The organism is Pseudomonas sp. NFPP25 (assembly GCF_900116505.1).
Classification (GTDB): Bacteria; Pseudomonadota; Gammaproteobacteria; order Pseudomonadales; family Pseudomonadaceae; genus Aquipseudomonas; species Aquipseudomonas protegens.
Window position 1 is genome coordinate 1,057,235 of the sequence record NZ_FPBG01000002.1, and the last position, 24,227, is coordinate 1,081,461.

The window sequence follows — 24,227 nt, forward strand, 5'->3', positions numbered from 1 at the left end:
GGCTTGCCAGCGAACGGGCCCGCGAGATCGCCTTCGCCGGCAAGCCGGCTCCTACGGGGAGGCGGATTGTAGGAGCTGGCTTGCCAGCGAAGAGGCCCGCGAGACCGCCTTCGCTGGCAAGCCGGCTCCCACAGGGCGAGGCGGGTCAGGTGCGCTGTTGCGCCTGCTCCCGGTATTGCTGCCGGGTGTCGTCCAGCAGCACCTCCCTGAGCGGCACCGCCCCTACGGCCAGGGCTTTCTCGATGCTCAGGTCGTCGCCCCGGGCCGCCAGCAGGGCTTGCAGCCGCTGGAACTCGCCGCACCAGATGGTCTCGATGTCTTTGTCGCGCTGGGTATCGCGCTGGGCGCTGAGGGCTACCGCGCGTACCTGCAACCGGCCGTTGTCGGCATTGCCGCCCACCTCCACGCCATACCCCGGAGTGGCGCCCTTGCGCAGCACCACCCTGCCGTCCTGGGCCCAGGCGGTGGCCATGCCCTCGCGAACTTCGTAGCCCAGGCTGGCCAGCCCTTCGAGTACCGCCTGGCGGCGGGCCAGGGCGGCGCGTTGTTGCAGCTCGGCTTCGATCAGCGCACTGAAACGGGCAATCAGCCCGTCCACTGGCGCCATATGGGCCAGGCTGCATTGGCCGGCCTGGGCCAGCTCGTTCTCGGCGGTTGCGGGGCACAAGGTCGCCACTTCGCTGGCCAGTTCCTCAAGGCGAGCCAGGCGCGCGCGGCGCTCCTGGCTGTCGCGGGTGGCCTGGGCCAGCTCCAGCACCAGGCTGTCCAGCAGCAGGTTGCGCTGCTGCACGCGGGTTTCTGCATCTATCTGGCGCAACTTGGCCAGGTAGGGTTCGGCGCTGGCCTGATCATCGAGGGTCAGCAACTGGGCAATGTGCTGCTCGATGCGTTCCAGTCTGGGTTCCGCTTGCTCATGGGCGGCGCGCCACTGCGCCAGGGTCTGGGTTGGGGTTTCGCCTTGCAGGCGCCGGGCCAGATGCTGCTGGGCCTCGCTCAGGCCCTGTTCTTCGACTGCCGCCCCCAGGCTAGCGAAACCCTGGGCCAGGATCGACTCCACAGCCGGCACCGGCTGCCCATCGGCAATCGCCCGCAACGGCTCCAGCAATTGGGCTGCGAGCGGCTTGCCTTGCAGGGCGCCCAACAGGGTGGCGGCGTTTTCCCGCTGGCGGCGGGCCAGTTGGCGCTGTTGCGTGGCTTGCTGCACGGCGCGGTTTTCCCGTTGTTGCAGATCGTCCTTGAGGAACTCGATCTCGATCGGTACCTGCTTTTGCAGGTCCTGCAGGCGATCGGCCTCGATCAATTGGCGCAACTGTTTGAACCGCTCGTGGGTGGCGGCCCGTTCCTGTTCGGTCAGTTGCCCCAGGCGCTGGGCTTGTGTTTCCCAGCGGGCAATCGCCTGTTCCAGGCGCCGCAGGTGACCGGCGCAGATCTCCAGGATTTCTTCACGGGTGACGATACGCACCACTTTCGGGCCGCTCATGGGGTTTGCTCCGTGTCTGCCAGGGCTTGGGGCTGCGTCACCGAATCGGCACCGGCCAGCGGCTGCAGGGCCTGCTCGATGGCGGCCTGCAGGCGAGCGCGCTCGCTTTGCGGGTCGTGGTACCAGGCCTGCGACGAGACCCGGTGCAGGTGGGGAATGGCCCGGCGCAGCACCGAAGGGCGCCAGATTTCCCGGGAGCGAGCGCGGGCCAGGAGGCCGTGGCGCGGGGTATCGCATTCGATGCCCAGGGCGTAGAGCCCGGTATCGGGGTGCTCGATGGCAAAGTCCAGGCCGAAGGCATCCCCTTCGTTGGCGCTGACCGGGCTCCAGCCCAGGGTGCGGATGTACGCCGCCACCGCCTGGGTGAAGCCGTCGCTGTGGGCGTTGTGCTGGACCTTTGCATCCTGGCGCTCGGTGACCAGGCGCCCCAGCAGGCTGTGGCCGCTGGCAAACTCCCCGGCCGACAGGGCGCGGGCGTACTCCAGGTAGCCTTGCAGGTAGTCCCGCGGGCTGGCGGGCGGGCGCTGGGTGGTGAGCATGTCGGAGATATCGGCAATCGGCATCGAGGTGATCATCACCACTTTGCGCCGGGCCCGGGTCACCGCCACATTGAGCCGGCGCTCGCCGCCGGTCTGCCCCAGGACCCCGAAGTTGCGGCGGAAGCTGCCCTGGCTGTTACGCCCGAAGGTCGAGGAGAACACGATGATGTCGCGCTCATCGCCCTGGACGTTCTCGACGTTCTTGACGAACACCGACATGTCCTCGCCGTCCTCGCTGCGTTCGCGCTCCTGGCTGTAGGCCGCACGAAACGCCGGGTCCTGCTCGGCGCGCAGCTCCAGGCGCTCTTCGATCAGGTCGGCCTGCTTGCGGTTGAAGGTCACCACGCCCACCGAGGGGCGTTCGGCGTAGGGCGCCTGCCAGAGCTCGGCCAGGTAGTCCACCACCCGTTCGGCCTCGTCGGGGTTGACCTGCTGCTGGTAGACGCCGTCCACGCGGATCAGCTCCAGCGGCTTGATGGCGAGGATATTGGCCTGGGGATGGCGTACCGGGATGCTCAGGCGGTTGCCGTAGAACGAGGCGTTGGAGAAACCGATCAGCTCGCGGTAGGCCGAGCGGTAGTGGATCTGCAGGGTGGTGGAGGGTAGCGAGCTGCGAGCCAGTTGCAGCAGGTCCGGGCAGTCCTTGATTTCGCGGCGGTTCCAGGTGTCTTCGAAGGCCTCCCGTTGTTCCTCGTCGGCATCGGCGTCCGGCTGGTCGCCATCGAACAGTTCGGCTTCGTCGCTTTCCACCCGGCTGGAGAAGAAGGCGGTGGGCGGCATCTGCTTCTCGTCGCCGCTGACCACCGTGACCCGGCCCCGGTACAGGGTCGGCAGGGCGAACTCCACCGGCATCTGCGAGGCTTCGTCGTAGATCACCGTATCGAACAGCCCGGGCTTGAGCGGCAGCACCCGGCTGGCTACGTCCGGGTTCATCAGCCACACCGGGCGCAGGCTCATCAGCCCCAGGCTGGCGCCCATTTCCATGAACTCGCGCAAGCGTCGCGAACGACGCCCGGTGAGGCGGGTGACGTCCTCCCACTGTTTGCGGGTGCCCAGGCGCGACAGCTCGATGCCTTCACTGAGCAACTGACGGTTGAGGTTGCGCATCTGGGTGTCGGCTTCGCCCAGGCTGGCGATCTTCGCCGCGGTTTCGCTGTGCTCCAGCATCAGTTCGGGTTGGCGTTGTTCGATCTGGCGCTTCCAGCCCAGCCGTGCTTCGCGGTTGAGCATGCGCCGCACCACGGCTTCCAGTTGCTCGGCGGGAATGGCGTCGAGCGCGTCCTGGTAATCGCGCAGGACTACCAGCAACTCCAGGTCCGCCGGCGACAGCTGGCCGGCCCGGGCCCGGAAAGCCTGGTAGGCGCTCAGGGTCGGCAAGGCGTCGCGCAGGCGGTTGAGGGCCGACTGATTGCCCTGGTTGTGCTCCACGCGCTGGCGCAGTTGGCCCAGCAGCTCGGGTTGCAGCCACTGATCCAGGCGCTGCAGGGCATTCAGGCTGTCCTGGCGCACGCTGTGGCGGATAAACGCGGCGTCGTAGCCGGCCAGCAGGCTGTCCAGAGAGCGCCGCTCGCCGGTCAGTACCACCGCATCCAACTGCTCCACCCGGGGGGCTTGCGCCAGGGTCATGGCCAGGGCGCGCATTTCTTGCAGTTGCCCGAGGTCCTGGCGTACCTGCGGCAGCAGGCCCGGGCCGCAATCGCTGGCGATTTGTGCAAGGCTCAGTTGCTGATGCAGGTGTTGCAACTGCGCGCGCAAGGGCCGCCACTGGCTTTCCAGCAGGGCCGCCGCCAGCAGTTCCGGCAGGCGCTGCGGCTGGGCCGCGGCGCCCTGTTCGGCGAGGAAGGCCAGCAACTGGCGCTGGCGGATCAGGCGCAGCGGGTTGAGCCGCGCCAGCCAGGAGCGACCCTGGATAACGGCGCGGGCGCGTTGCTGCAGGGTGCGCAGTTGGGCCGCGGGCAGGGCGCTGAGGCCCGGCGCCAGGTCGGCCTGGTAAGCGGTGGCGTCGCACTGTTCCAGTTGTTGAGCCAGTGCCTGCAGGGCCTGGATCAGCCCGTCGCCTTCTGCGGCCTGGCCGTTGCTGCCACGAAACAGCGGGAGCCAGCGTGCCAGCCGTTGGCGACGCTCATCGTCCAGGCCCAGCAGGCTGTGCAGGTGCTGGTCGAGCCAGGCGCGGTAGGGCGCCGGGTCGTCGACTTCGAAGTCGGCCGGGTGTGCCTGCAGGGTTTCCAGGCGCTGCTCCTCGCAGCTCAGCAGGCGCTCGAAGCCCTGGTTGAACGCTTGCACCGTGGCGGCGTCGGTGGGGAAGGGCTGGAGCTGGGCCAGGGCGCTGTGTTCATAGCGGGCCGGCAGCCACAGGCGGATCAGCGGCGCGCAGGCCTCTTCCAGGCGGGTCAGGCTGGCGATGTCCAGGGCCGCCAGGTGCTGGCGCAATACCGGGACATCCAGGGCCGCGGGCCCCTGTTCCAGGCCGATCAGCTCGCCGATCAACTGGCGGTAGCTCAAGCCACAGTGTTCATCGATGCGGTGCAGGCTCTGGTGGAAGCGATCCAGTTCGCCCTCCAGGGCTTCGATGCGTGCCGCCAGGCGTTCACGCTGGTGCAGCCAGGGTTGCTGGACGGCATCGTCCTTGAACAGGGCCTCAAGCTGTTCGCGGACACTGCGGATCACCGGTTCGCGGTCACGGTTGATGTCGTTGAGCATCACCACCCGGTTGCCCAGGCCTTCGGCCACCAGGCGCTTGTGCACCACTTCCAGGGCGGCGTGCTTCTGGCAGACGATCAGCAGGCTGCGCTGGCGGCCGATGGCGTCGGCCACCATGTTGACGATGGTCTGGCTCTTGCCGGTGCCGGGCGGACCTTCCACCAGCAGCCCGGGGGCCTGTCGGGCCTGGAGCACCGCGGCTTCCTGGGAGGGGTCGCTGGCCACGGTAAAGAAGCGCTGCAGTTCAGGCGCGAGCGCGGTGGCAGCGCTGTCGCCGCTGTCGGGCTCCACGGGGTTCAGGCGCAGGGCGGTTTCCAGGCCGGTGCCGCCGGGGGGCAGGGCCTTGAGCTGGCGCAGGTCCTCGCCGATGGCCTGGCCCATGAAGGCCACATGGAACAGCACGGCGGCACAGGCCAGTTGATCCTGGTAGGGCTGCACTTCGGTGCTCGGCGGTGGCAGGCTGCCGAGCACCCGGGAGCTGGCCGTGGCCAGCATGCCGAAGGCGTCCATCACGTCGGCGGCCTTGAGCGCCGAACGCCCCAGCAGTTCATCGGCGGCCTTGCGCCAGAGCTTGGCGGCATCGATGCCCAGCAAGGTGTCGAGCCCCGGATTGAGGCGCACCTCTTCACGCTCGCTGTCGAAGACCAGGGCCACCTTGCCGCGGCTGCCGACTTCCAGCAGCAGCTTGACCGGCCACAGCAGCAACGGCGCGATGCGAGTGCGAGTGGTGCCACGCGCGTCCCGGGTCAGGAGGAAAGGGAAGCCCAGGTACAGGCCATCGATCCCGGTGTCGCGCTTGTACAGCGAACTCTGGCGGTACAGGCTGTTGAGCCGTGCATCCAGCTGCGGGTTTTCGGCGAAGCACGCCGGGTCGAGGCTGATGGGCTGGGCGTTGCGCGCCACCAGGTGATCCAGCAGCGCCGGGGCCGGGCTGCGCTCACTGTGCAATTCGTTGAGGTCGACCCGGGCGGTGGTCTTGCCGATGCTCATGCGCACCAGCGGGCCGCGCAGCACCACGCTGGCGACCTTCTTCTCGAAGAAGTCGAGGATCTGCGACACGTAGTGCTGCTTTTGCGGCTCCAGCCACTGCTCGGCGCCGATGGCCAGCAGCACCAGGGCCCTGGCCAGGGGCATGCGCCGTTCCAGGCGGAACTGCTCGGCCCATTCATCGACGCTCGGCACGCCACAACGGGCGAAGCCGCTGATGCGCTCATCGACTTCACGGTACAAGGCCGGGCGCGGCAGCCCCAGCAGGGCACGCGCACTGGCCGCATCGAAGCTCAGGACCACGGCTTCGCGGGCCAGGGTGGCGGCTTCTTCGAGGATCGCGTCCACCGAGCGGAACTGCCCGATGGCGGCGCTGAGCAGCACGATCAGGTCTTCTTCGCTGATGGAGCGGCGGTCCGCCAGGGACAGGATGCCGTTGTGCTCGCTGTCCGGCAGCAGGCGCTGGCGTTCTTCCCACTGTGCGGCCAGACGGGCGCGGGAGCTGGAGAGCAGGTAGATGCGCAGCTGGTCCTCGTCCAGTTCGATGGCCTGGTGCTGGGCGCGCTGGCGTACCTGTTCGGCCCGCAGCTTGAGCCGCGACAGCCAGTGCTCGGTCTCCAGGCGTTCCAGCAGGTCCGGGGCCGGGCCGCTGATCAAGCGGTAACCGTCCAGGGGATGCTCCAGCAACCAGCCGGGGGTGACAATCTCGCCGCGCTGGATCAGGGGCATTTCCGGGTTCAGCAGTTTCAAGGCGAGCATCAGCCGGGTGTCATCGTCCAGCCCTTCGTGCTGGGCCACCTGGCGCAGGCCCGCCAGCTGCCGTGCGGGCAAACCGGCCTGTTCGGCCCAGGTGACGATCACCCCGCGCAGCAGATGATCCAGGGCCTGGGGCCAGTGTTCGACTTCGGCGGCAGCCAGGGCGAACGGCCCTGGCCGGCGAAAGCGCCGGCTGCCCAGGGCGATGCTGGCGCCTTCCTCGGCGTCCTCTTCACTGGCGACCGAGGCCGGGACGCTGGGGCTTTCGCCCTGGAGCCAGGCCTGCACCTGGGGCCATTGCCAGCGCTGGTGGCGGTCCCGGGCCAGCAGGCCGCGCAGCAGCAGTTCCAGGCGCGGGTCGAGGTCGTCCGGCAGCAGCACGCCGTTGGCCAGAATGTGAATCAGGTAGGCGTTGGCATTGATGCCGGCGAAGCATTCTCCCTGGGTCAGTTGTTCCAGCAGGATCATCCCCAGGCTCCACCAGTCGGAGGCTGCGGCCACGCCCCCGGCAATGGCTTCGGGGGCCATGTAGCGGCTGGTTTCCAGGGGCGAGACGATGTCCAGGTCGAACTCCGACAGCCGCGCCGAACCGAAGCCGCTGATCACCAGGTCCAGGGGCTCGCGGCTGCGCACCAGCAAGGTCGCCGGGCGCAGGTCGCGGTGGCGCAGGCCGGCTTCGCTGAAGGCATGCAGGGCCTGGCCCAGTTCACGGACGATGTGCTGCACCGCGGTCCTGTCGCTGACCACGATCCCCAGGTCGGCCAGGGTGCCGCCGGTGAGTTCTTCAGCCACTTCGAAGGCGCGCTCGTCCCAGCGGCCGGTGAGGATGATTTCCGGCACGTGTTCCCGGGGCAGGCGCTTGAGGGCTTCGTACACCGACGGGTCGGGTTCGGCGCCGGCCTGGTACAGGGTCAGCACCGCCCGGTGCGCGGTTTCCCGGTGCTCGGCGATAAAGCGCTCGCGCACGCCGCCGCTGCTGATCTGGCGCAGCAGGCGCCAGCCTTCGATCACGGTTTCACTGTCGGCGGCTGGGGGCGCTGCGGGTGGCTGTTGCTCCGGGGCGAGCGGGTCGGCGCCGCAGACCAGGCACATCAAGTCGCCGTCCGCCATGGCATGACCGTTGCCGCAGAGCAAGGGGGAGCCGCTGTCCGCCGCGACCGGTGGCTGCGGCTCAAGCGCTTCGAGGGTGATGACCGGTTGTGGGCGCCAGCCTTCGGGATGAATCGCTTCGGCGGAAAGTTCCCAGCCGCAGGCCCGGTTGTCTACCTGGCCTTCACAGAAAATTTCGGCCAGTGGGCGTTCAGTCTGGCAATTGGGGCAAAAACGTATCATCGGTAGCGGTTCCGGTTAACGGCGGCGTGAGGTGTGGGCGCTGATCTGGAGTTGGTGGCCCTGGTCGTGCAGCAGGTCGCGCAGACGCAGCACGTCGTCACGCCGGGGAATTCCAGCCATCCAGACACTGCCGTCGTCGTCGAACATCACATCCAGCGCGCGGTCTTCGTGGTGCAGCGGGCGCTGGTAGGTGGACAGACGCTGGCGGCCCAGCTCGGTCAAGAAGATCAGGCGCTGGTTGTCGCTGCCCCGTAGGACCAGCGTTTGCGCCTGTTGTTGCTCGAAGGGGTCGCAGATCAATGCATCCAGCAGGCCTTCGGCTTGTTGCAATAGCGGTTGCAGGGTTTCCAGGGAGTGGCCGCTGTAGACCAGGATGTCGACCCCGGTGCGCTCGCGCAGGCCTCGAAGCAGGGCCAGCAGCGCCTCGGGCTGGTCGAAGGGCTCGCCGCCGGACAGGGTGATGCCTTCGGCCCGGGCCAGCCAGGGTTGCAGGTCGTCCAGCACCTGGGCCAACGGCAAGGGGTGCTTGCCCGGCCCCCAGGTGTCCGCGGAAATGCAGCCTGCACAGCGGATGCTGCACCCCTGGAACCATAGGCCCAGGCGCTGCCCCGGCCCCAGGGTGGTGACCGGGAAGTGCACCCGCGACAGGCTGATGTTCACGAGGCGCGGGCAAGCAGTTGCAGGCCGCCGGCCTGCAGTTGGCGGATTTCGAAGGATTGGCCGGGCTGCGCATCCTGGTCGAACAGGGCCCGGGCCAGGGGGTTGAGCAGGTGCGCCTCCAACTGGTTGCGAATGCCCCGGCCACCGTTGGACAGGTCCTGCAGGCACAGCTGGCGCAGGTTGTGCAGCGAGTCGTCATCGAGCTGCACATGCAGGGCCTGGGCCGCCAGGTCGGCGAGGATATTGCCGACCATCTGCTGGAAGATCTGCTCGGCGATGTCCGGGCGGATGAAGTCGAAGACGATGATGTTCTCGCCGATCCGGTTGAGGATTTCCGGGCGGTTGAGCACCAGTTTGAAATAGCGCTCGATCTCGCCCTGGACCTTGCCTTGCACCGCTTCGAAGGCTTCGCCGGGCTGGACGTTGGCGACTCGCTCGCCGTTGTCGCCCTGGCGGTAGATGCCCAGGTTGGAGGTGAAGACGATCAGCGCCTCGGAGAAGTACACCCGGTCGCCCCGGCCTGAGGTAAGCACACCGTCATCAAGGATCTGCAGGAACTTGTCGAGGATCCGCGGGTGAGCCTTTTCGATCTCGTCGAACAGCACCACGCTGAAGGGTTTTTCGCGGATCGCGTTGGTCAGTTCGCCGCCCACGTCGTAGCCGACATAGCCGGGTGGCGCGCCTACCAGGCGCTGGTCCGCGTGTTCGGCGCTGAATTCCGACATATCGAAGCGGATGTACGCGCTTTCATCGCCAAACAGCAGGCTGGTGATGGTCTTGGCCAGTTCGGTCTTGCCGACCCCGGTGGGCCCGGCAAGAAAGGCCACGCCCCGGGGCCGGTTGCCCTTGCGGCTGGCGCCGACCCCGGTCATGGCGCGCTTGACGATATCCAGCATGTGGGTCACGGCGTGGCCCTGGCCCTTGACCCGCTGGCGAATGAAGCCGTCGGCCTGGCGGATGCGCTGGCGGTCGATCTTCAGCCAGGGGTCTTCGGTGACCCCGACTTTATAGCGGCGTACGGCATCGCCGATGCGTTCCATGGCCAGGCCTTCGACCCGGGCCAGCTGGACGATCGCGTTGAGGTCGAGCAGCAGCAGGCCCTCGGTGTTTTCGACGAAGGCCCGCACCGCGCTGTCGCGGCTTTCTTCGCTGGCCTCCTGGGCGCCGGGCAGGCCGCGCAACAGTGCCGGAGCCAGGGCCTGGCGGGCCTGCTGGTCGGGTTTGGACACGGGAATGGGCCGCAGGCGTGGGTTGTCGATCAGCATCCAGTCGGGCAGGTCGCCTTCCTTTTCCACCACCCAGAGAATGCTGTTGAAGAACGGCGTGCGCAGCTCCCCAGCCGGGCGGCTGCGGGCCTGGTGGGACAGCACCAGGGCCTGGGTGAACAGCTGGTGTTCTGCGGCGCTCAGGGCGTCATTGCGGATCACCAGGCGTGATGCAAAGTCGACAATCAGGGCCAGGGGCGCGCCCTGGCGCTCCACCAGGCGCGGCAAGGTCGCCGACAACAGGTCGAGGCCGGCCGGCGCGGCCCCGTCCACCGGGGTCAGGCCCAGCTCGCGCAGCAGGTTATCGGCCTGGGCCGGCTCGCTGCCGGGGGCCAGCAAAACCCTGAGGCCGCCTAGGGGATCCCAGCTCAGCACCTGGGCATAGCCGGCTGCCAGCAGTTCATCGCGCAGGTTGAGGTTGAAAGGCTGGGGGGTGATGACCCCGGGGGCGACCTCACTGGCCTGCAGGTCACGGACGTTACCGGACAGTACGAACTGGCTTTTCAGTGGGAGAAAACGCAGCAGATCGCGCAGCCAGCGTGGCTTTTCGAAAGTGGCAGTCCTTGGCATGGAAGCGGAGCTCGTCGTAGGAAGCAGGACGCGACATTAGCATAGGGACGTTTTTACTTACGATGCTCCACAGGCTTTCTTACCTGTCAGCGCTGAGCGGGAATCCGGCTTGCGAGGGAAGAGACCCGTGAGATCGCCTTCGCCGGCAAGCCGGCTCCTACGGGTATGAAGGCGATGTGGCTGTAGGAGCTGGCTTGCCAGCGAAGAGGCCCGAGAGTCAGCCTTGGCCGGTAAGCCGGTTCCTGCGAGGGAAGCCGGCTACGGGGTGTCGGTGGCGGCGTCGGGCTCCAGCAGGCGGGCGCCCGGGCCGGCGTCTCCCAGGGCATCTCCATAGTTGCGCAGCGGGCACCCTTCCATGGACAGGCAGCCACAGCCAATGCACTGGTTCAGCCGCTCGCGCAGCAGGCTCAGTTGGCGGATGCGTTCGTCCAGTTCGCGGCTCCACTGTTCCGACAGGCGCTGCCAGTCCGCGGCAGTAGGCGCGCGGTCGGCGGGCAGGGTCGCCAGGGCCTGGCCGATCTCTGCCAGGGGAATGCCCAGGCGCTGGGCCACCTTGATCAGCGACACCCGGCGCAGCACCGAACGTGGGTAGCGGCGCTGGTTGCCCGCGTTGCGATGGCTGTGGATCAGGCCCTTGGTTTCGTAGAAATGCAGCGCGGTGACGGCTACGCCACTGCGGGCCGACAGTTGGCCGACGCTCAGCTCTTTATGACGGGAGTCGGGTTCGATCATCAGTGGACCTCGGGAGGAAAAATACGCTTGACCTTGACTTAACTAGAGGTTTTACCCTGCGGCGCATTCAACAGCAATATTCTGTTTGCCCCCAGTGGAGAGTGATCCATGAGCGCCTTTGAAAAGACCCGCAGCTTTACCCAATTGATCGAGTTCGAGATCGAGCCCCATCAGCAACAGGCCCTGGTATCGGCCCTGGCCGAGCAGACCGAGCGCTTGGCCCAGGGCTATGGCGGTTTTCTGAGTGCCAGCGTGCAGGCCAGCGACGATGGCCGGCGGGTGCTCAATTACCTGCAATGGCAATCCCGGGAAGCCGGCGAAGCGGCGTTCCGGCGCTTCGAGAACGGCGAGCAGGATTTCTGGCAGTTGATCCTCGCCCACCAGGCCAAGACCGTGACCTTCGGTTCATTCCAGGTGCGCAGCAGCATCGCCCGTAGCCACGACAATGCCTTGCACTGCGACCTGCCGGGCTAGATCGACAGTTGCAGGGTGCGCTCGTTGGGCGCATCGATCGGGCGCCGCTTGTTCACCGCCAGTTCGCCGATCTTGATCAGCCGGGTCCGGGTGACGTTGCGGCTCAGGCCCAGCAGGTTGGCGGTGTGCACCTGGTTGTAGTGGCTGAAGCGGTAGGCCGCGCGCAGCAAGGCATCCTCGACCTTTTCGTGCAGGGCCCCGGCCTGTTCGGCGAAGAGTTTTTCAAAGGCCCGTTCCAGCAGGGCCTCGGCGGAGTCGTCGTGGCTCGGGTGGCTGTCGTCGGCGCGTTCGATGCGCATGTTCGACAGGCGCAGGTCGTCGCGCTGGATCACCCCGTTGCGGCAGATCAGCAGGGTGTGGTGGATGACGTTTTCCAACTCGCGGATGTTGCCCGGCCAACTGTAGCTCTTGAGCTTGTGCTCGGCCTCGGGGCTGATGCTGATGCTGCCGTAGCCCAGGCGCTGGCTGTAGGCCTCGATGAAGTGCCGGGTCAGCGGCAGGATGTCGCCGGGGCGCTCGCGCAGCGGGCTCAGTTCCAGGCTGACCACGTCCAGGCGGTAATACAGGTCTTCGCGAAAATGCCCGGCGTTGATGGCCTTTTCCAGTTGCACGTTGGTGGCGGCCAGTACGCGCACATCGATGGGAATGCTCTTGCGCGAACCCAGGCGCACCACTTCGCGCTCCTGCAGCACCCGCAGCAGCTTGACCTGGATGGCCATGGGCAGGTCGCCGATCTCGTCGAGGAACAGGGTGCCGCCGTCGGCCTCTTCGAACCACCCGGCCTTGGCGCTGAGGGCGCCGGTAAAGGCGCCTTTCTCATGGCCGAACAGTTCCGCCTCCACCAGGGATTCGGAGAAGGCACCGCAGTTCACCGCCACGAACGGTCGGTTGCGCCGGGCACTGAGGTTGTGGATATGGCGCGCCACCAGCTCCTTGCCGGTCCCGGTTTCGCCAATGATCAGCACGCTGGCTTCGCTCGGTGCCACCTGTTGCAGGTGCGCCAGCAGGGCCTGGGATTTCGGGTCCTCGAACACCTGGGCGGTGGCGCGGATCGAGGTCGCCAGGGCGGGCGAAGGGGGTAGGGTCAGAAGCTGCATCGGCACTCTCCGTCGAACAGAAGGCTAGGAGTAGAAAGTCGGGGTTGGCAGGGACTGGTTCAGCGCCCAGTCGCCCAGCTCATGAAGCTTGTAGTCCAGCGGGTCGTGCAGGGTCTGGGTGCGCAGGTTGCGCCAGTGCCGGTCCAGGCCCAGGGAGGCGTGGGTCGAGCGCGCGCCGGTGACTTCGAACAGGCGGCTGCACAGCTCCAGGCCCTGGCGGCTGGCGGCGACCTTGGCGGTGGCGATGGCCGTGGCCAGGTGCCCGCGCTCTTCGGCGCTAAGGGCCGGGCCCTTGGCCCAGGCCTGGTCCAGCAGCGCGGCGGCCCGCTCCACCAGCAGGCGGATGCCTTCCAGGGCGACCCAGAATTCGCCGTAGTGGCTGAGTATGTAGGGGTCCTGGCGCACGTCTTGGGCGCTGGACTTATGCCAGACCCGGGTTTCGCCGAGGGTGTACTGCCGGGCTTCTTCGAAGGCGCCTTCGGCGATGCCGAGGAACATGTGGGTGAAGGTCAGTTGGGCGATCAGCGGGCGCAGGCAGGCGAATGGTGTGCTCAGCGGGCCGGGGTCCAGCAGCAGTTCCGACTCCTCCACCCGTACCCGTTCGAAGGTGGCGCTGCCGCTATCGGTCTGGCGCTGGCCGATGTTGTTCCAGTCGTGGTGCAGGGTGATGCCGCTGCGGCCGCTGGGGATCGCGGCGATCAGCAACTTGCCGCCATTGCTTTCATCCACTGCCGAGGCAATGAGCATTTCCGAGTCGCTGGCACCGGAGCAGAAGCTCTTCTTGCCGGAAAACTCGCGCCAGCCCCCCAGGTTCCGGACCACGGTGCGGGTGTCCAGTGGGTTCAGGGCGTTGCCCCAGAACCAGTTCTTGCGTGCGGTCTGTTCGAACCAGGGTTGCCACTGTTCGGGTTTGGCAAACAGGCGCACGGTGGCCAGCATCAGGTGGTGGAAGCCGAAGACATGGGCGATGGAGCTGTCGACCCGGGCGAATTCGCGGACGATGTTCAGCGTCTCGCTCCAGGGCGCGCCGAGCCCGCCGAACTGGCTGGGAATGCTCAGGGCCAGCAGGCCGCTTTGGCGCAGCGCGTCACGCTCGGCCTTGGGGGTGCCGCCGCGCTCGTCGCGTTCGACGGCGGTCAGGGCAAACTCGGCGGCCAGTTGGCGGGCGGTCTGCAGGGGGGACAACAGGGCGCTTTGCGGTTTGGCAGTCACGCGGTGTTCCTCGTTCGTGGCCGTTGTGGCGGCCGGGAAAAGGTGCTGCGAGCTGCAGGAACTGGCTTGCCAGCGAAGCGGGCCGGAAGATCGCCTTCGCCGGCAAGCCGGCTCCTGCAACAGCATTGGGGATTTCAGCGGCTGTTGGGCAACACGTCGTTGGCGATCATTTCGCCGAACGGCCCGGTGAGGTTGGTGACACCGCGGCCGGCCAGGCTGGCATAGGGCTCCGGCAGCAGCGGGAACACCAGCTCGGCGAAGCGATAGGCTTCTTCCAGGTGCGGGTAGCCGGAGAAAATGAAGCTCTCGATTCCCAGGTCCGCGTACTCCTTGATGCGCTCGGCCACTTGCTGCGGGTTGCCCACCAGGGCGGTACCGGCGCCACCGCGCACCAGGCCGACCCCGGCCCAGAGGTTGGGGGCGATCTGCAACTGGTCGCGGCGCCCGCCGTGCAGCGCTGCCATGCGCCGCTGGCCTTCGGAGTCGAAGCGGGAAAAGGACTGCTGGGCGGCGGCGATGGTGTCGTCGCTGATGTGCTCGATCAGCTTGTCCGCGGCTTTCCAGGCCTCGTCCTCGGTCTCACGCACGATCACATGCAGGCGGATGCCGAACTTCACCGTGCGGCCCTTGCGCGCTGCACGTTCGCGTACGTCGGCCAGTTTCTGCGCCACCGCCGCCGGTGGCTCGCCCCAGGTCAGGTAGACATCCACCTGGTCCGCCGCCAGTTCATGAGCGGCCTCGGAGGAACCGCCGAAGTACAGCGGCGGGTAGGGCTTCTGCACGGGCGGGTAGAGCGCCTTGGCGTTCTGCACATGCAGGTGCTTGCCTTCGAAGTCCACGGCTTCGCCTTGCAGCACCCGACGCCAGATCTGCAGGAATTCGTCAGTGACTTCATAGCGTTCGCTGTGGCTGAGGAAGCTGCCGTCGCCGCGGTTTTCGTCCGGGTCGCCGCCGGTGACCACGTTGATCAGCAGGCGGCCGTTGGACAGCCGGTCCAGGGTCGCGGCCATGCGCGCGGAAACCGTGGGGGAGATGATCCCCGGGCGGATCGCCACCAGGTAGCGCAGGCGTTCGGTCAGGGGCACCAGGGCCGAGGCGATCACCCAGGAGTCTTCGCAGGAGCGCCCGGTGGGAATCAGCACACCGTGATAGCCCAGGCTGTCCGCGGCCTGCGCCACTTGCTTGAGGTAGTTGAGGGTGACCGGGCGCGCGCCCTGGGCAGTGCCGAGGAAATGGCCGTCGCCGTGGGTCGGAAGAAACCAGAACACATCCATGACAGTTCCTCAGGCGATTTTCAGCAGGTGGGTCGGGTGGGCGCGAAACAGCGGCGCGGCCCGTTCGGCGGCGAGCTGGATGCGCGCTTTGAGCAGGTCGCTGGTGATCTGGTAATTGCTGAAGTCGGCCTCGGTGGCGTACACGCCGATCGGCAAGGTCAGGGCCTGGAAGAAACTGAACAGTGGGCGTAGCTGGTGATCCAGAACCAGGGCATGGCGTTCGCTGCCACCCGTCGCGGCCAGCAGCACCGGGGTGTCGATCAGGGCATTGAGATCGATCAGGTCGAACAGGTGCTTGAGCAGGCCGGGATAGGAACCGCGATACACCGGGGCGGCGACGATCAGCAGGTCGGCGTTCTCGATGGCCTGGAGTTCGGCTTCAACCTCGGCCGGCAGTTCCTGGCGCGACAGGGCGGCACCCACCGGGCGGGCGATATCCCCCAGTTCGATCAGGTGGGCGTTGAAGGACAGGTGCCCGGACAGTTCAGCCAGCAGGGCCTGGGTCAGCACCAGGGTGCGCGATGGGCGCCAGGTTCCACCGGAAAGGGCTACGACGTTCAAGGGGCGGGACATGATCAGTTCCTTTTTAAACAGTGGCTCAACGAGCAGTGGCAGGTCCCGGGCTCTGGAGCAAGAGCTGTACCAAAGACTTGCAGCCCTTGTACGGCGCGGTTTTGCGCTGATCTGCAGTTGCCGGGTGCTGTTGCCCAACCGCTGTTTTGTTGATCGGCTGTTGCCTGGTCAACAGTTGCTCTGGCAACAGTTGGCGGGCGAGATGGGACTGTTATAAAGGCTTGTTGTTATTCCTCAAAAGAGCTTGTTTCCATATTTATAGAGTTTTATGGAATATAAAGGTGCTCAGCCCTCTGGCCTTGGAACGATCGATAGCCACTATCGAGCAGGGTGATTTTTGCCGCTGATGGCGCGCGAGTAGCCTGTGTCCATTGTTCGCAACCCGCCCCAGGTGCTCGCCATGAAGGCTTTCTCTGCTGTCTTGCTGTTGTTGGTTTCCAGTGTGCTGGCCGGTTGTGCCAGCCCCGGTGCACCGGAGTTGCGGCCCTATACCGCGCAGGAAACCCGGGAGCTGGCTATGGAGGCGTTGAACCGGCGCGGTTTGTCCTTCGATGAATACCAGCAGAAAAAGGCCGAGTTGCTGGGCCGCCCGGCGAGCTTCGACAGCCAGGGTGAAATGAGTGCACAGCGCAATATCAGTCGCCATCAACCTGCCAGTTGAGAAGAACTGTACTGGTCCAAGTTTTCAGCAACTGTCCGTGGGTTTCAGTCTGAGGCTGGGTTAGGGTCGAGGCCTGATCGACCTGCCCCGGATCTTGCCCCCATGAGCCTTTCCCCTGACCTGCTGTTGGCCTTCGCCCTGTTTGCCCTGGTCACTTCCATCACGCCCGGTCCCAACAACACCATGTTGCTGGCCTCGGGGGTGAACTTCGGCTTCAACCGTTCCATTCCCCACATCCTCGGCATCAGCTGCGGCTTCTTTGTCCTGGTGCTGGCGGTCGGCCTGGGCCTGGGGGCGGTGTTCGAGGCCTACCCGCTGCTGTACAGCGTGCTGCGCTACGTTGGCGCAGCGTACCTTCTGTACCTGGCGTGGAAGATTGCCCGTTCCGGGCCGCTGTCCGATGAGCAGCAGCACCACGGCCGGCCGCTGGGCTATTGGGGCGCCGCAGCGTTCCAGTGGGTCAATCCCAAGGCCTGGGTCATGGCAGTGGGGGCCATCAGTACCTACACCCCGTTGCAGGGCTACTTCACCAATGTGCTGGTGATTGCCGCGGTGTTCGCGCTGATCAATGCGCCCACGGTGAGCCTCTGGGCTGCGTGCGGCAGCCTGCTGCGCAATGTGTTGCGCAACCCGCGCTGGTTGCGCCTGTTCAATTTGTTGATGGCCGCCTTGCTGGTGCTTTCCCTCGCACCGCTGTTGTTCGAAAAGATGAGTTGAACGGCGCTTCATGGCGCTGCCTCGAGCCTGTAAGCTGCGATGCAGGAGCGTTCCTACGCACTTTTAAACGAAGATGTTCTTCTTTAACTGCATCCGATCGGGTATTGCTCAAGGCCAGCATTTGCCGCGCCGCCTAAGCACGGCGCATGGCTGCCTCGCCTTTTTGCCAGCATATGCCGACCCTGGAACAAGCTCTGCGGGTTTTCAGTCATGAACAAGCGTCCTCTTTATTTCGACTACGCCGCCACCACGCCGGTGGATGAGCGAGTCATTCAGGTCATGCTGGAGTGCCTGGGTTTCAACGCCCATTTCGGCAATCCGGCGTCCAGTTCACACGTCTTTGGCCGGGAAGCGCGGGGTTACGTCGAGCGCGCCCGGCAACAAGTGGCACAACTGGTCGGCGCGCAGCCCGAGCAGATTGTCTGGACCTCCGGCGCTACCGAATCCAACAACCTGGCCCTCAAGGGGGTGATGCAGGCCCGGGGCGTGAGCGGCGGCCATGTCATCACCAGCCAGATCGAACACAAGGCGGTGCTCGACACCGCCCGGCAACTGCAGGAGGCCGGGGTCGCAGTGACCTACCTGGTGCCGGATGCCGATGGCCTGATCACCGCGCAAGCGGTCAGCGAAGCCCTGCGCGACGACACCTTCCTGGTGTCGCTGATGCTGGTGAACAACGAACTGGGCACCCTCAACGACATTCCGGCCATTGGCCAGGTGGTGCGTGAGCGTGGCGCCCTGTTGCATGTGGATGCCGCCCAGGGTGCGGGCAAGGTGGCCATCGATCTGGCCCGGTGGCCGGTGGACCTGATGTCGTTCTCGGCCCATAAGCTATATGGCCCCAAGGGCATCGGCGCGCTGTATGTCGGGCCGCGGGCGCAGCAACACGTGCAGGCGCAGATTCATGGCGGCGGCCATGAGGGCGGCTTGCGCTCCGGAACCCTGGCCACCCACCAGATCGCGGCCATGGGCGCCGCCTTCGCCCTGGCCGGCGAACTGTTCGAGGAAGAAACCGCCGCCATCGTGCGTCTGCGCGGGCGCCTGCTGGAGCAACTGGCGGGTATCGCCGGCCTGCGCTTGAATGGCAGTGTCACCCAGCGCATTCCCCACACCCTGAGCCTGACCTTCACCGAGGGAGGTTTTGATGGGGCGGCGTTGGGCGCGGCCCTGGCCTTTTCCGCGACTTCGGCCTGCAACTCGGCAAGCAATGCGCCTTCCCATGTATTGCTGGCGCTGGGGCATGATGCCGGGCAGGCCGCGCGGACCATCCGCTTGAGCCTCGGGCGTTTCACCTGCGAACAGGATGTGGATCGCGCCGCTCAACTGATCCAGGCGGCGACCGCCTCAGCCCCTGCGTTCTGGGCCACAACACAACCTTGAGGGTCGAGTGACTTCGATCTTCCATAACAATGATTAAGCCGGTTAAGGAGACACAATGAGTACCCAGCCTTCGACCAATGGAGTGGTCCCCCAGCGCTTGGCGCATGTCCGTCAGCTGATGAGCCGCGAAGGCATTCACGCCTTGCTGGTGCCCTCGGCCGACCCGCACCTGTCGGAATACCTGCCGGGCTACTGGCAAGGGCGCCAGTGGCTGTCGGGGTTTCATGGGTCGGTCGGGACCTTGATCGTGACCGCTGACTTTGCCGGCGTATGGGCCGACAGCCGTTACTGGGAGCAGGCCACCAAGGAACTCAAGGGCAGCGGCATCGAACTGGTGAAGTTGCAACCGGGCCAGCCCGGGCCCCTGGACTGGCTGGCCGAGCAGACCCCGCAAGGTGCGGTGGTGGCGGTGGACGGCGCGGTCATGGCCTTCGCTTCGGCCCGTACCCTGGGCAGCAAGCTGCAGGAACGCGGGGCCAGCCTGCGTACCGATATCGACCTGCTACAGGAAGCCTGGAACGACCGTCCGTCATTGCCCGATCAACCGGTCTATCAGCATCTGCCGCCCCAGGCCACCCAGAGCCGGGTCGAGAAGCTTGCGGCGTTGCGCGCAACCCTCAAGGAGCGCGGCGCCGACTGGCATTTCATCGCTACCCTCGATGACATTGCCTGGCTGTTCAACCTGCGCGGCGCCGATGTGTCCTTCAATCCGGTGTTTGTCTCCTTTGCCCTGATCAGCCAGCAGCAGGCGACCTTGTTCGTGGCCTTGAGCAAGGTCGATGAGGCATTGCGCGCGCAACTGGAGGTGGATGGCGTCAGCCTGTGCGACTATTCAGAGGTGTCCGCGGCCTTGCAGGCAGTGCCGGAAGGCGTAGCGTTGCAGATCGACCCGGCGCGCGTCACCGCGGGCTTGCTGGAGCACCTGAACCCCGGGGTGAAGCTGCTGGAGGGGCTCAACCCCACCACCCTGGCCAAGTCGCGCAAGAGCCTGGCGGACGCCGAGCACATTCGCCAGGCCATGGAGCAGGATGGTGCGGCGCTCTGCGAATTCTTCGCCTGGCTGGACAGCGCCCTGGGGCGTGAGCGCATTACCGAGCTGACCATTGATGAGCGCCTGACGGCCGCCCGTGAGCAGCGCCCGGGTTATGTCTCGCTAAGCTTCAATACCATTGCAGCGTTCAACGCCAACGGCGCCATGCCCCATTACCACGCCACGCCCGAAGAGCATGCGGTGATCGAGGGTGATGGCCTGTTGCTGATCGATTCCGGCGGCCAGTACCTGGGGGGCACCACCGATATCACGCGCATGGTGCCGGTGGGGACGCCGAGTGCCGAGCAGAAGTGCGATTGCACCCGGGTGCTCAAGGGCGTTATCGCGCTGTCCCGGGCGCAGTTTCCGCGGGGCATTCTGTCGCCGTTGCTGGATGCCATCGCCCGGGCGCCGATCTGGGCCGAGGGTGTGGACTACGGGCACGGCACCGGGCATGGCGTCGGTTATTTTCTCAACGTTCACGAAGGCCCGCAGGTGATTGCCTATCAGGCCGCAGCGACGCCGCAGACTGCGATGCAACCGGGGATGATCACTTCGATCGAACCCGGGACCTACCGCCCTGGCCGCTGGGGCGTACGAATCGAGAACCTGGCGCTCAACCGTGAGGCGGGCAAGACCGAGTTCGGTGAGTTTCTGAACTTCGAAACCCTCACCCTGTGCCCGATCGATACCCGTTGCCTGGAGCCATCGCTGCTCACCGAGGATGAGCGCGAATGGTTCAACGGCTATCACGCCGAAGTCCGCCGGCGCCTCAGCCCGCTGCTGGAGGGCCCGGCCCTGGAGTGGTTGCAGGTTCGTACTGCGGCTATCTGAGGAAAGATGTCACCCGCGCAAGGCGGGTGACGTCACGCGATGGGCTCCTGGCAATGGCGCGGCCGCTGCCAGGGACAGGGCAGGTTACGGCGCGTTCAAGGCTTCGCGGACGAAATCCAGGCGGTCCTGGCCAAAGAACAGTTCGTCTCCCACGAACATGCTGGGCGCGCCGAACACACCTTTTTGCAACGCCTGTTCGGTCTTGTCCTTGAGGGCGGCCTTGACCTCTTCGTCATTGCTCAGGTCGAGGATCTGCTGCGGGTCGAAGCCACCTTGCTCCAGGACCTGGGTGATGGTGGCCGGGTCGTTGAGGTTGCGTTTGTCCACCCAGAGCGCACGGAACAGGCAGTCGAGGAATTCGCCGAAACGTTCCGGCAGGCGCAGTTGAACCCCGGTGGTGGCGCGCATCAGCAGCAGGGTATTGATGGGAAAGTGCGGATTGAAGTTGAGCTCCACCCCATAGCGCCGGGCAAAGCGCGCCAGGTCGTGCAGCATGTACCGGCCCTTGGCGGGAACACTGATGGGGGAAGCGTTGCCGGTGGTCTTGAAGACCCCGCCCAGCAGCATGGGCTGATACACCAGCTGGCTATCGGTTTCGGCGCAGATTTTTGGCAGTTGGGTATAGGCCAGGTATGAGGTCGGGCTGCCCAGGTCGAAGAAGAACTCCACCTTTTTGCTCATGTTTCAGACTCCTTGATTGTTGTTATTGGAGAAGGCCTTACCAGCGTTCGTTCCACGGGCGCAGGTCCAGCTCGAAGGTCCAGGCGTCCCGGGGCTGGCTGTGCAGGTACCAGTAGTTTTCGGCGATATGCTCGGGGTTGAGGATGCCGTCCTGGTCCTTGAGGGCGTATTTTTCGGGAAAGCTGGTACGGATGAAATCGGTGTCGATGGCACCGTCGACGATGACATGGCCGACATGGATGTTCAGGGGGCCCAGTTCCCGCGCCATGCTCTGGGCCAGGGCGCGAATGCCGTGCTTGGCCCCGGCGAAGGCGGCAAAGCCGGCGGCACCGCGTACGCCTGCGGTGGCGCCGGTGAACAGAATAGTGCCGCGTTGGCGTTTGGCCATGCGCTTGGCCACTTCCCGGGCATTGAGAAAGCCCGAAAAGCAGGCCATTTCCCAGATCTTGAAATACTTGCGTGCGGTTTCTTCAAGAATGCTGCAGGGCACATTGGCGCCAATATTGAAGACAAAGGCCTCGATAGGGCCGATCTGGGTTTCGATCTGCTCGATCAGCGCGATCACGTCTTCCTCTTTGCGTGCATCACAGCCAAAACCATGGGCCTGGCCGCCGGACTGCTGGATGGCGTCCACCAGGGGTTGCAGTTTGTCCGCGCTGCGGCGGGTCATGCAGGCAATAAAGCCTTCGGCGGCGAAACGCTTGGCAATGGCACCGCCGGTCGCGTCGCCGGCACCCACTACCAGTACGACTTTGTTCTTGTTCAAGGTTGCAGTCATGGGAGGTTCGCTCTTTGGTAAACGATCGTTAACTAAACGAACGTTATGCTATGATTTTTCCGTCGTCAAGAAAACTTGGGAGCCCGTCAGGGAATGCGTTATTCAGCCAGTCACAAGCAGGAAACCCGCGAGCGTCTGCTGCAAAGCAGCGCGGCGCAGGCCAAGAGCGAAGGTTTTTCCACTGTGGGGGTGGATGCCTTGATGAAAGCCATTGGCCTGAGTGGCGGGGCTTTCTATAGCCACTTCACCTCCAAGGACGAATTGTTCAGCTCGATTGTCGAGCGCGAGTTGAGCCAGAGCCTGGCGCGCCTGGGCGGGGAGGGGCAGCAGAATCAGGAGAAGTTGCGTCGCTGCCTGAAGCAGTACTTGAGCGTGGCGCATCTGCAACAGCCGGGTGCTGGCTGCGCACTGCCGGCATTGGGTGCGGAGATTGCCCGGGGGAGCCTAGAGGTGCGGCAGGAGGCGCAGGACTGGATCTGCCGCTTGCACCAGGCTTGGGCGCAGACTCTGGGCAGCGAAAGCCTGGCCTGGTCGATCCTGTCCCAGTGCGTTGGCGCGTTGGTGGTAGCGCGAATGCTGGTGAACCCCGCCATTCAGCATCAGGTACTGGCGTCCAGCCATGAGCAGATCATCGGGCAGCTGGAGCGGCTGCCCGCAAGTTGACCGGCAAGGCTATTTGCAGATGACGATCATGCTGCGGCTGGTGTAGCCGGCAGGGTTCAGGCCGAAGGGGTAGTCGCCTGGGTCTTCCACGGCATCACCGGACTTGGCGATGACCTTGTAGCCTTTGGGGCCGCAGGACTCAGTCGCCTTGGTGTAGCACTTTTCCCAGGAAGAAGATAAACCCGAGCAGTTGATGTGGAGTCCTTTCTTGCCCCGTTTGACTTCGGTTTTCGCGGTCGCCGCGCAGCCTGCAATTGCAAGTACGGCCAACAGTATCAAAAATCGTTTCATCCCCGTCCTTATCGCTAGCCCCGGATCTGGCGTCCGAGTGTGACTGCATTACCTGTCGTCTTTTGCGTGTGCGATATCCCTGTCCGGCAACTCCCTGGGCGACGTTGAGTAGCCGGCTAAACATGGCCTAAATGAGCACCAATTACCAGAGTTGAATCTCAATCAACTGCAACTATTGGTTTGGTCTCGCGGCGCATGGTCATGGTGGCGCCTACGGAAGCCAGGATGATGCAGGCGATTGCCGTCCACTGGGACAGGGACAGGTACTCGTGGAGGAACAACAGGCCCGAAAGCGCGCCGAAAGCGGGCTCGATACTCATCAGGGTGCCGAAGGTCCGGGCTGGCATGCGAGTCAGGGCAACCATCTCCAGGCTATAGGGGAGGGCTGTGGACAAGATGGCGACTCCCAGGGCAACCGGGATCAGGGAGGGAGTCAGTAGTGCGGCGCCGGCATGGACTATGCCTATGGGTGCAACAAAGAGAGCAGCAATCATGACGCCCAGGGCGGCGGTCTGAATGCCGTTCTCGGCTCCGGCCTTCTGTCCGAAGAGTATGTACAGCGCCCAGCAGACCCCGGCCCCCAGTGCATAACCTGCACCGACCAGGTCGATGGCTGTTTCTGTGGCTCCGGTGGGAATAAGCAGTAGCAGCCCGACGATAGCCAGAGCGATCCACAGGAAGTCTATGGCCTTGCGTGACGCATAGATGGCTACTGCGAGGGGGCCTGTGAACTCGAGGGCGACGGCGATGCCCAGAGGGACACTCCTGAGGGACATATAGAAGAGGAAGTTCATGCCGCCCAGGGCCATGCCGTAGATGATCACGGTGCGCAGGGTGTTGGTGGTGAACTTGGCGCGCCAGGGTCTTAATAGAAGCAGCATGATGATGCTGGCGAAAATCAGCCGCAGGGTTGTGGTTCCTTGTGCGCCAACGATTGGGAACATGCTCTTGGCCAGTGAGGCTCCTGATTGAATCGAGGCCATGGCAATAAGCAGCAGCCCCACCGGAAACAGGGTCGAGGCAAGGCTGCGCGGTTGGTCATTCATGCAAGGGGTCATCCAGAGTGTTGGGGGAGGGGCACCTGGAACATGATGCTCAACTAATCACGGATGAGCAATATAGTGCGCATGGTCTTTTTTACGCCTCTATATAGAAGCTGCGAATGGGCTGTTTTGCGGCTGATCATAGAAAATGCAAATTAACCCTTGACGGCAGATTCTACAGGTCTATAATTCGCCCCACTTCCGGCGCAGTCGAAACGGAAAACTCCTTGAGATTCAATGAGTTACGCAGTTTTCGACAGCGGTTACGCTTCAGTTCATCGAAGCCAGAAGCAGTTGGTAAGGCAGTCAGTTTTCGCCTTATTAACGATTCGATCCTCTCGATCCTCTCGGTCGAAAGCGGTTGAAAAGAGGTGTTGACAGCAGCGTGTAACGCTGTAGAATTCGCCTCCCGCTAACGAGAGATCGGAAGCGCAAGTGGTTGAAGTTAAAAAGGAAACTTTGAAAACTTCTTAAAAAAATCACTTGACAGCAAATGAG

20 protein-coding genes are annotated in these 24,227 nt (G+C 65.0%); 7 read left to right on the forward strand and 13 right to left on the reverse strand.

Going from position 1 to position 24,227, the window contains the following annotated elements:
* Positions 1-145: 145 nt before the first annotated feature.
* From BM382_RS11890 to soxR, 5 genes are all read right to left on the reverse strand, one after another.
* Complete coding sequence (locus BM382_RS11890; RefSeq protein ID WP_072442921.1) at positions 146-1,480, reverse strand: coiled-coil domain-containing protein; 1,335 nt, start codon at positions 1,478-1,480, stop codon at positions 146-148.
* Entirely contained in the window at positions 1,477-7,794 is a 6,318-nt protein-coding gene (locus BM382_RS11895; RefSeq protein WP_072442923.1) for an AAA domain-containing protein, read from the reverse strand. Before BM382_RS11895 ends, BM382_RS11890 begins: the two co-directional genes overlap by 4 nt.
* A 15-nt stretch (positions 7,795-7,809) precedes the next feature.
* Positions 7,810-8,454: a 4Fe-4S cluster-binding domain-containing protein gene (locus BM382_RS11900; protein ID WP_011062437.1), complete on the reverse strand. Its 645-nt coding sequence runs from the start codon at positions 8,452-8,454 to the stop codon at positions 7,810-7,812.
* The gene (locus BM382_RS11905) at positions 8,451-10,289 is read right to left on the reverse strand and encodes an AAA family ATPase (RefSeq protein WP_072442925.1); all 1,839 of its coding nucleotides are present in this window, start codon (positions 10,287-10,289) and stop codon (positions 8,451-8,453) included. The genes BM382_RS11900 and BM382_RS11905 overlap by 4 nt, the downstream gene beginning before the upstream one ends.
* 258 nt (positions 10,290-10,547) lie before the next feature.
* Positions 10,548-11,021 (reverse strand): redox-sensitive transcriptional activator SoxR, encoded by a 474-nt coding sequence (gene soxR, locus BM382_RS11910; RefSeq protein WP_011062436.1) that lies wholly within the window; start codon positions 11,019-11,021, stop codon positions 10,548-10,550.
* Between the two features lie 108 nt (positions 11,022-11,129).
* On the opposite strand from soxR, the gene BM382_RS11915 reads away from it, so the two are divergent.
* Complete coding sequence (locus BM382_RS11915) at positions 11,130-11,495, forward strand: antibiotic biosynthesis monooxygenase (RefSeq protein ID WP_011062435.1); 366 nt, start codon at positions 11,130-11,132, stop codon at positions 11,493-11,495.
* Here the strand turns inward: BM382_RS11915 and BM382_RS11920 are convergent.
* The 4 genes from BM382_RS11920 to msuE form a co-directional block, all read right to left on the reverse strand.
* Positions 11,492-12,592 (reverse strand): sigma-54 interaction domain-containing protein, encoded by a 1,101-nt coding sequence (locus BM382_RS11920; RefSeq protein WP_011062434.1) that lies wholly within the window; start codon positions 12,590-12,592, stop codon positions 11,492-11,494. The two genes, BM382_RS11915 and BM382_RS11920, sit on opposite strands and share 4 nt — an antisense overlap.
* 24 nt (positions 12,593-12,616) lie before the next feature.
* Complete coding sequence (locus BM382_RS11925) at positions 12,617-13,804, reverse strand: acyl-CoA dehydrogenase family protein (RefSeq protein WP_011062433.1); 1,188 nt, start codon at positions 13,802-13,804, stop codon at positions 12,617-12,619.
* A 134-nt stretch (positions 13,805-13,938) separates the two neighbouring features.
* Positions 13,939-15,078 (reverse strand): FMNH2-dependent alkanesulfonate monooxygenase, encoded by a 1,140-nt coding sequence (gene ssuD, locus BM382_RS11930; RefSeq protein WP_011062432.1) that lies wholly within the window; start codon positions 15,076-15,078, stop codon positions 13,939-13,941.
* A 9-nt stretch (positions 15,079-15,087) separates the two neighbouring features.
* Positions 15,088-15,651: an FMN reductase gene (gene msuE, locus BM382_RS11935; protein WP_015636469.1), complete on the reverse strand. Its 564-nt coding sequence runs from the start codon at positions 15,649-15,651 to the stop codon at positions 15,088-15,090.
* On the opposite strand from msuE, the gene BM382_RS31585 reads away from it, so the two are divergent.
* The 5 genes from BM382_RS31585 to BM382_RS11955 all read left to right on the forward strand — a co-directional run bounded on the left by BM382_RS31585 (position 15,650) and on the right by BM382_RS11955 (position 20,273).
* Positions 15,650-15,868 carry a hypothetical protein gene (locus BM382_RS31585; RefSeq protein WP_121528503.1) on the forward strand — a complete coding sequence of 73 codons (219 nt, stop codon included), beginning with the start codon at positions 15,650-15,652 and terminating at the stop codon, positions 15,866-15,868. The two genes, msuE and BM382_RS31585, sit on opposite strands and share 2 nt — an antisense overlap.
* 183 nt (positions 15,869-16,051) lie before the next feature.
* Positions 16,052-16,312 carry a hypothetical protein gene (locus BM382_RS11940; protein WP_019092950.1) on the forward strand — a complete coding sequence of 87 codons (261 nt, stop codon included), beginning with the start codon at positions 16,052-16,054 and terminating at the stop codon, positions 16,310-16,312.
* A gap of 102 nt (positions 16,313-16,414) precedes the next feature.
* On the forward strand, positions 16,415-17,029 hold the full coding sequence (locus tag BM382_RS11945; RefSeq protein ID WP_015636467.1) for a LysE family translocator: 615 nt from the start codon (positions 16,415-16,417) through the stop codon (positions 17,027-17,029).
* 210 nt (positions 17,030-17,239) lie between these two features.
* Positions 17,240-18,409 (forward strand): cysteine desulfurase family protein, encoded by a 1,170-nt coding sequence (locus BM382_RS11950; RefSeq protein ID WP_072442927.1) that lies wholly within the window; start codon positions 17,240-17,242, stop codon positions 18,407-18,409.
* Between the two features lie 55 nt (positions 18,410-18,464).
* Entirely contained in the window at positions 18,465-20,273 is a 1,809-nt protein-coding gene (locus BM382_RS11955; RefSeq protein ID WP_072442929.1) for an aminopeptidase P family protein, read from the forward strand.
* Between the two features lie 84 nt (positions 20,274-20,357).
* Here the strand turns inward: BM382_RS11955 and BM382_RS11960 are convergent, their stop codons facing one another.
* Entirely contained in the window at positions 20,358-20,954 is a 597-nt protein-coding gene (locus tag BM382_RS11960; protein ID WP_011062426.1) for a 2-hydroxychromene-2-carboxylate isomerase, read from the reverse strand.
* 37 nt (positions 20,955-20,991) lie between these two features.
* The gene (locus tag BM382_RS11965) at positions 20,992-21,732 is read right to left on the reverse strand and encodes an SDR family oxidoreductase (protein ID WP_019092954.1); all 741 of its coding nucleotides are present in this window, start codon (positions 21,730-21,732) and stop codon (positions 20,992-20,994) included.
* Between the two features lie 93 nt (positions 21,733-21,825).
* Between BM382_RS11965 and BM382_RS11970 the strand changes: the two genes are divergently transcribed.
* A complete protein-coding gene (locus BM382_RS11970) occupies positions 21,826-22,395 on the forward strand; it encodes a TetR/AcrR family transcriptional regulator (protein WP_072442931.1) in 570 nt (189 codons plus the stop codon).
* A gap of 9 nt (positions 22,396-22,404) precedes the next feature.
* Here BM382_RS11970 and BM382_RS11975 read toward each other — a convergent pair whose 3' ends face one another.
* The gene (locus tag BM382_RS11975) at positions 22,405-22,686 is read right to left on the reverse strand and encodes a hypothetical protein (RefSeq protein WP_011062423.1); all 282 of its coding nucleotides are present in this window, start codon (positions 22,684-22,686) and stop codon (positions 22,405-22,407) included.
* Between the two features lie 158 nt (positions 22,687-22,844).
* On the reverse strand, positions 22,845-23,732 hold the full coding sequence (rhtA, locus tag BM382_RS11980) for a threonine/homoserine exporter RhtA (protein WP_019092955.1): 888 nt from the start codon (positions 23,730-23,732) through the stop codon (positions 22,845-22,847).
* Positions 23,733-24,227: the final 495 nt, after the last annotated feature.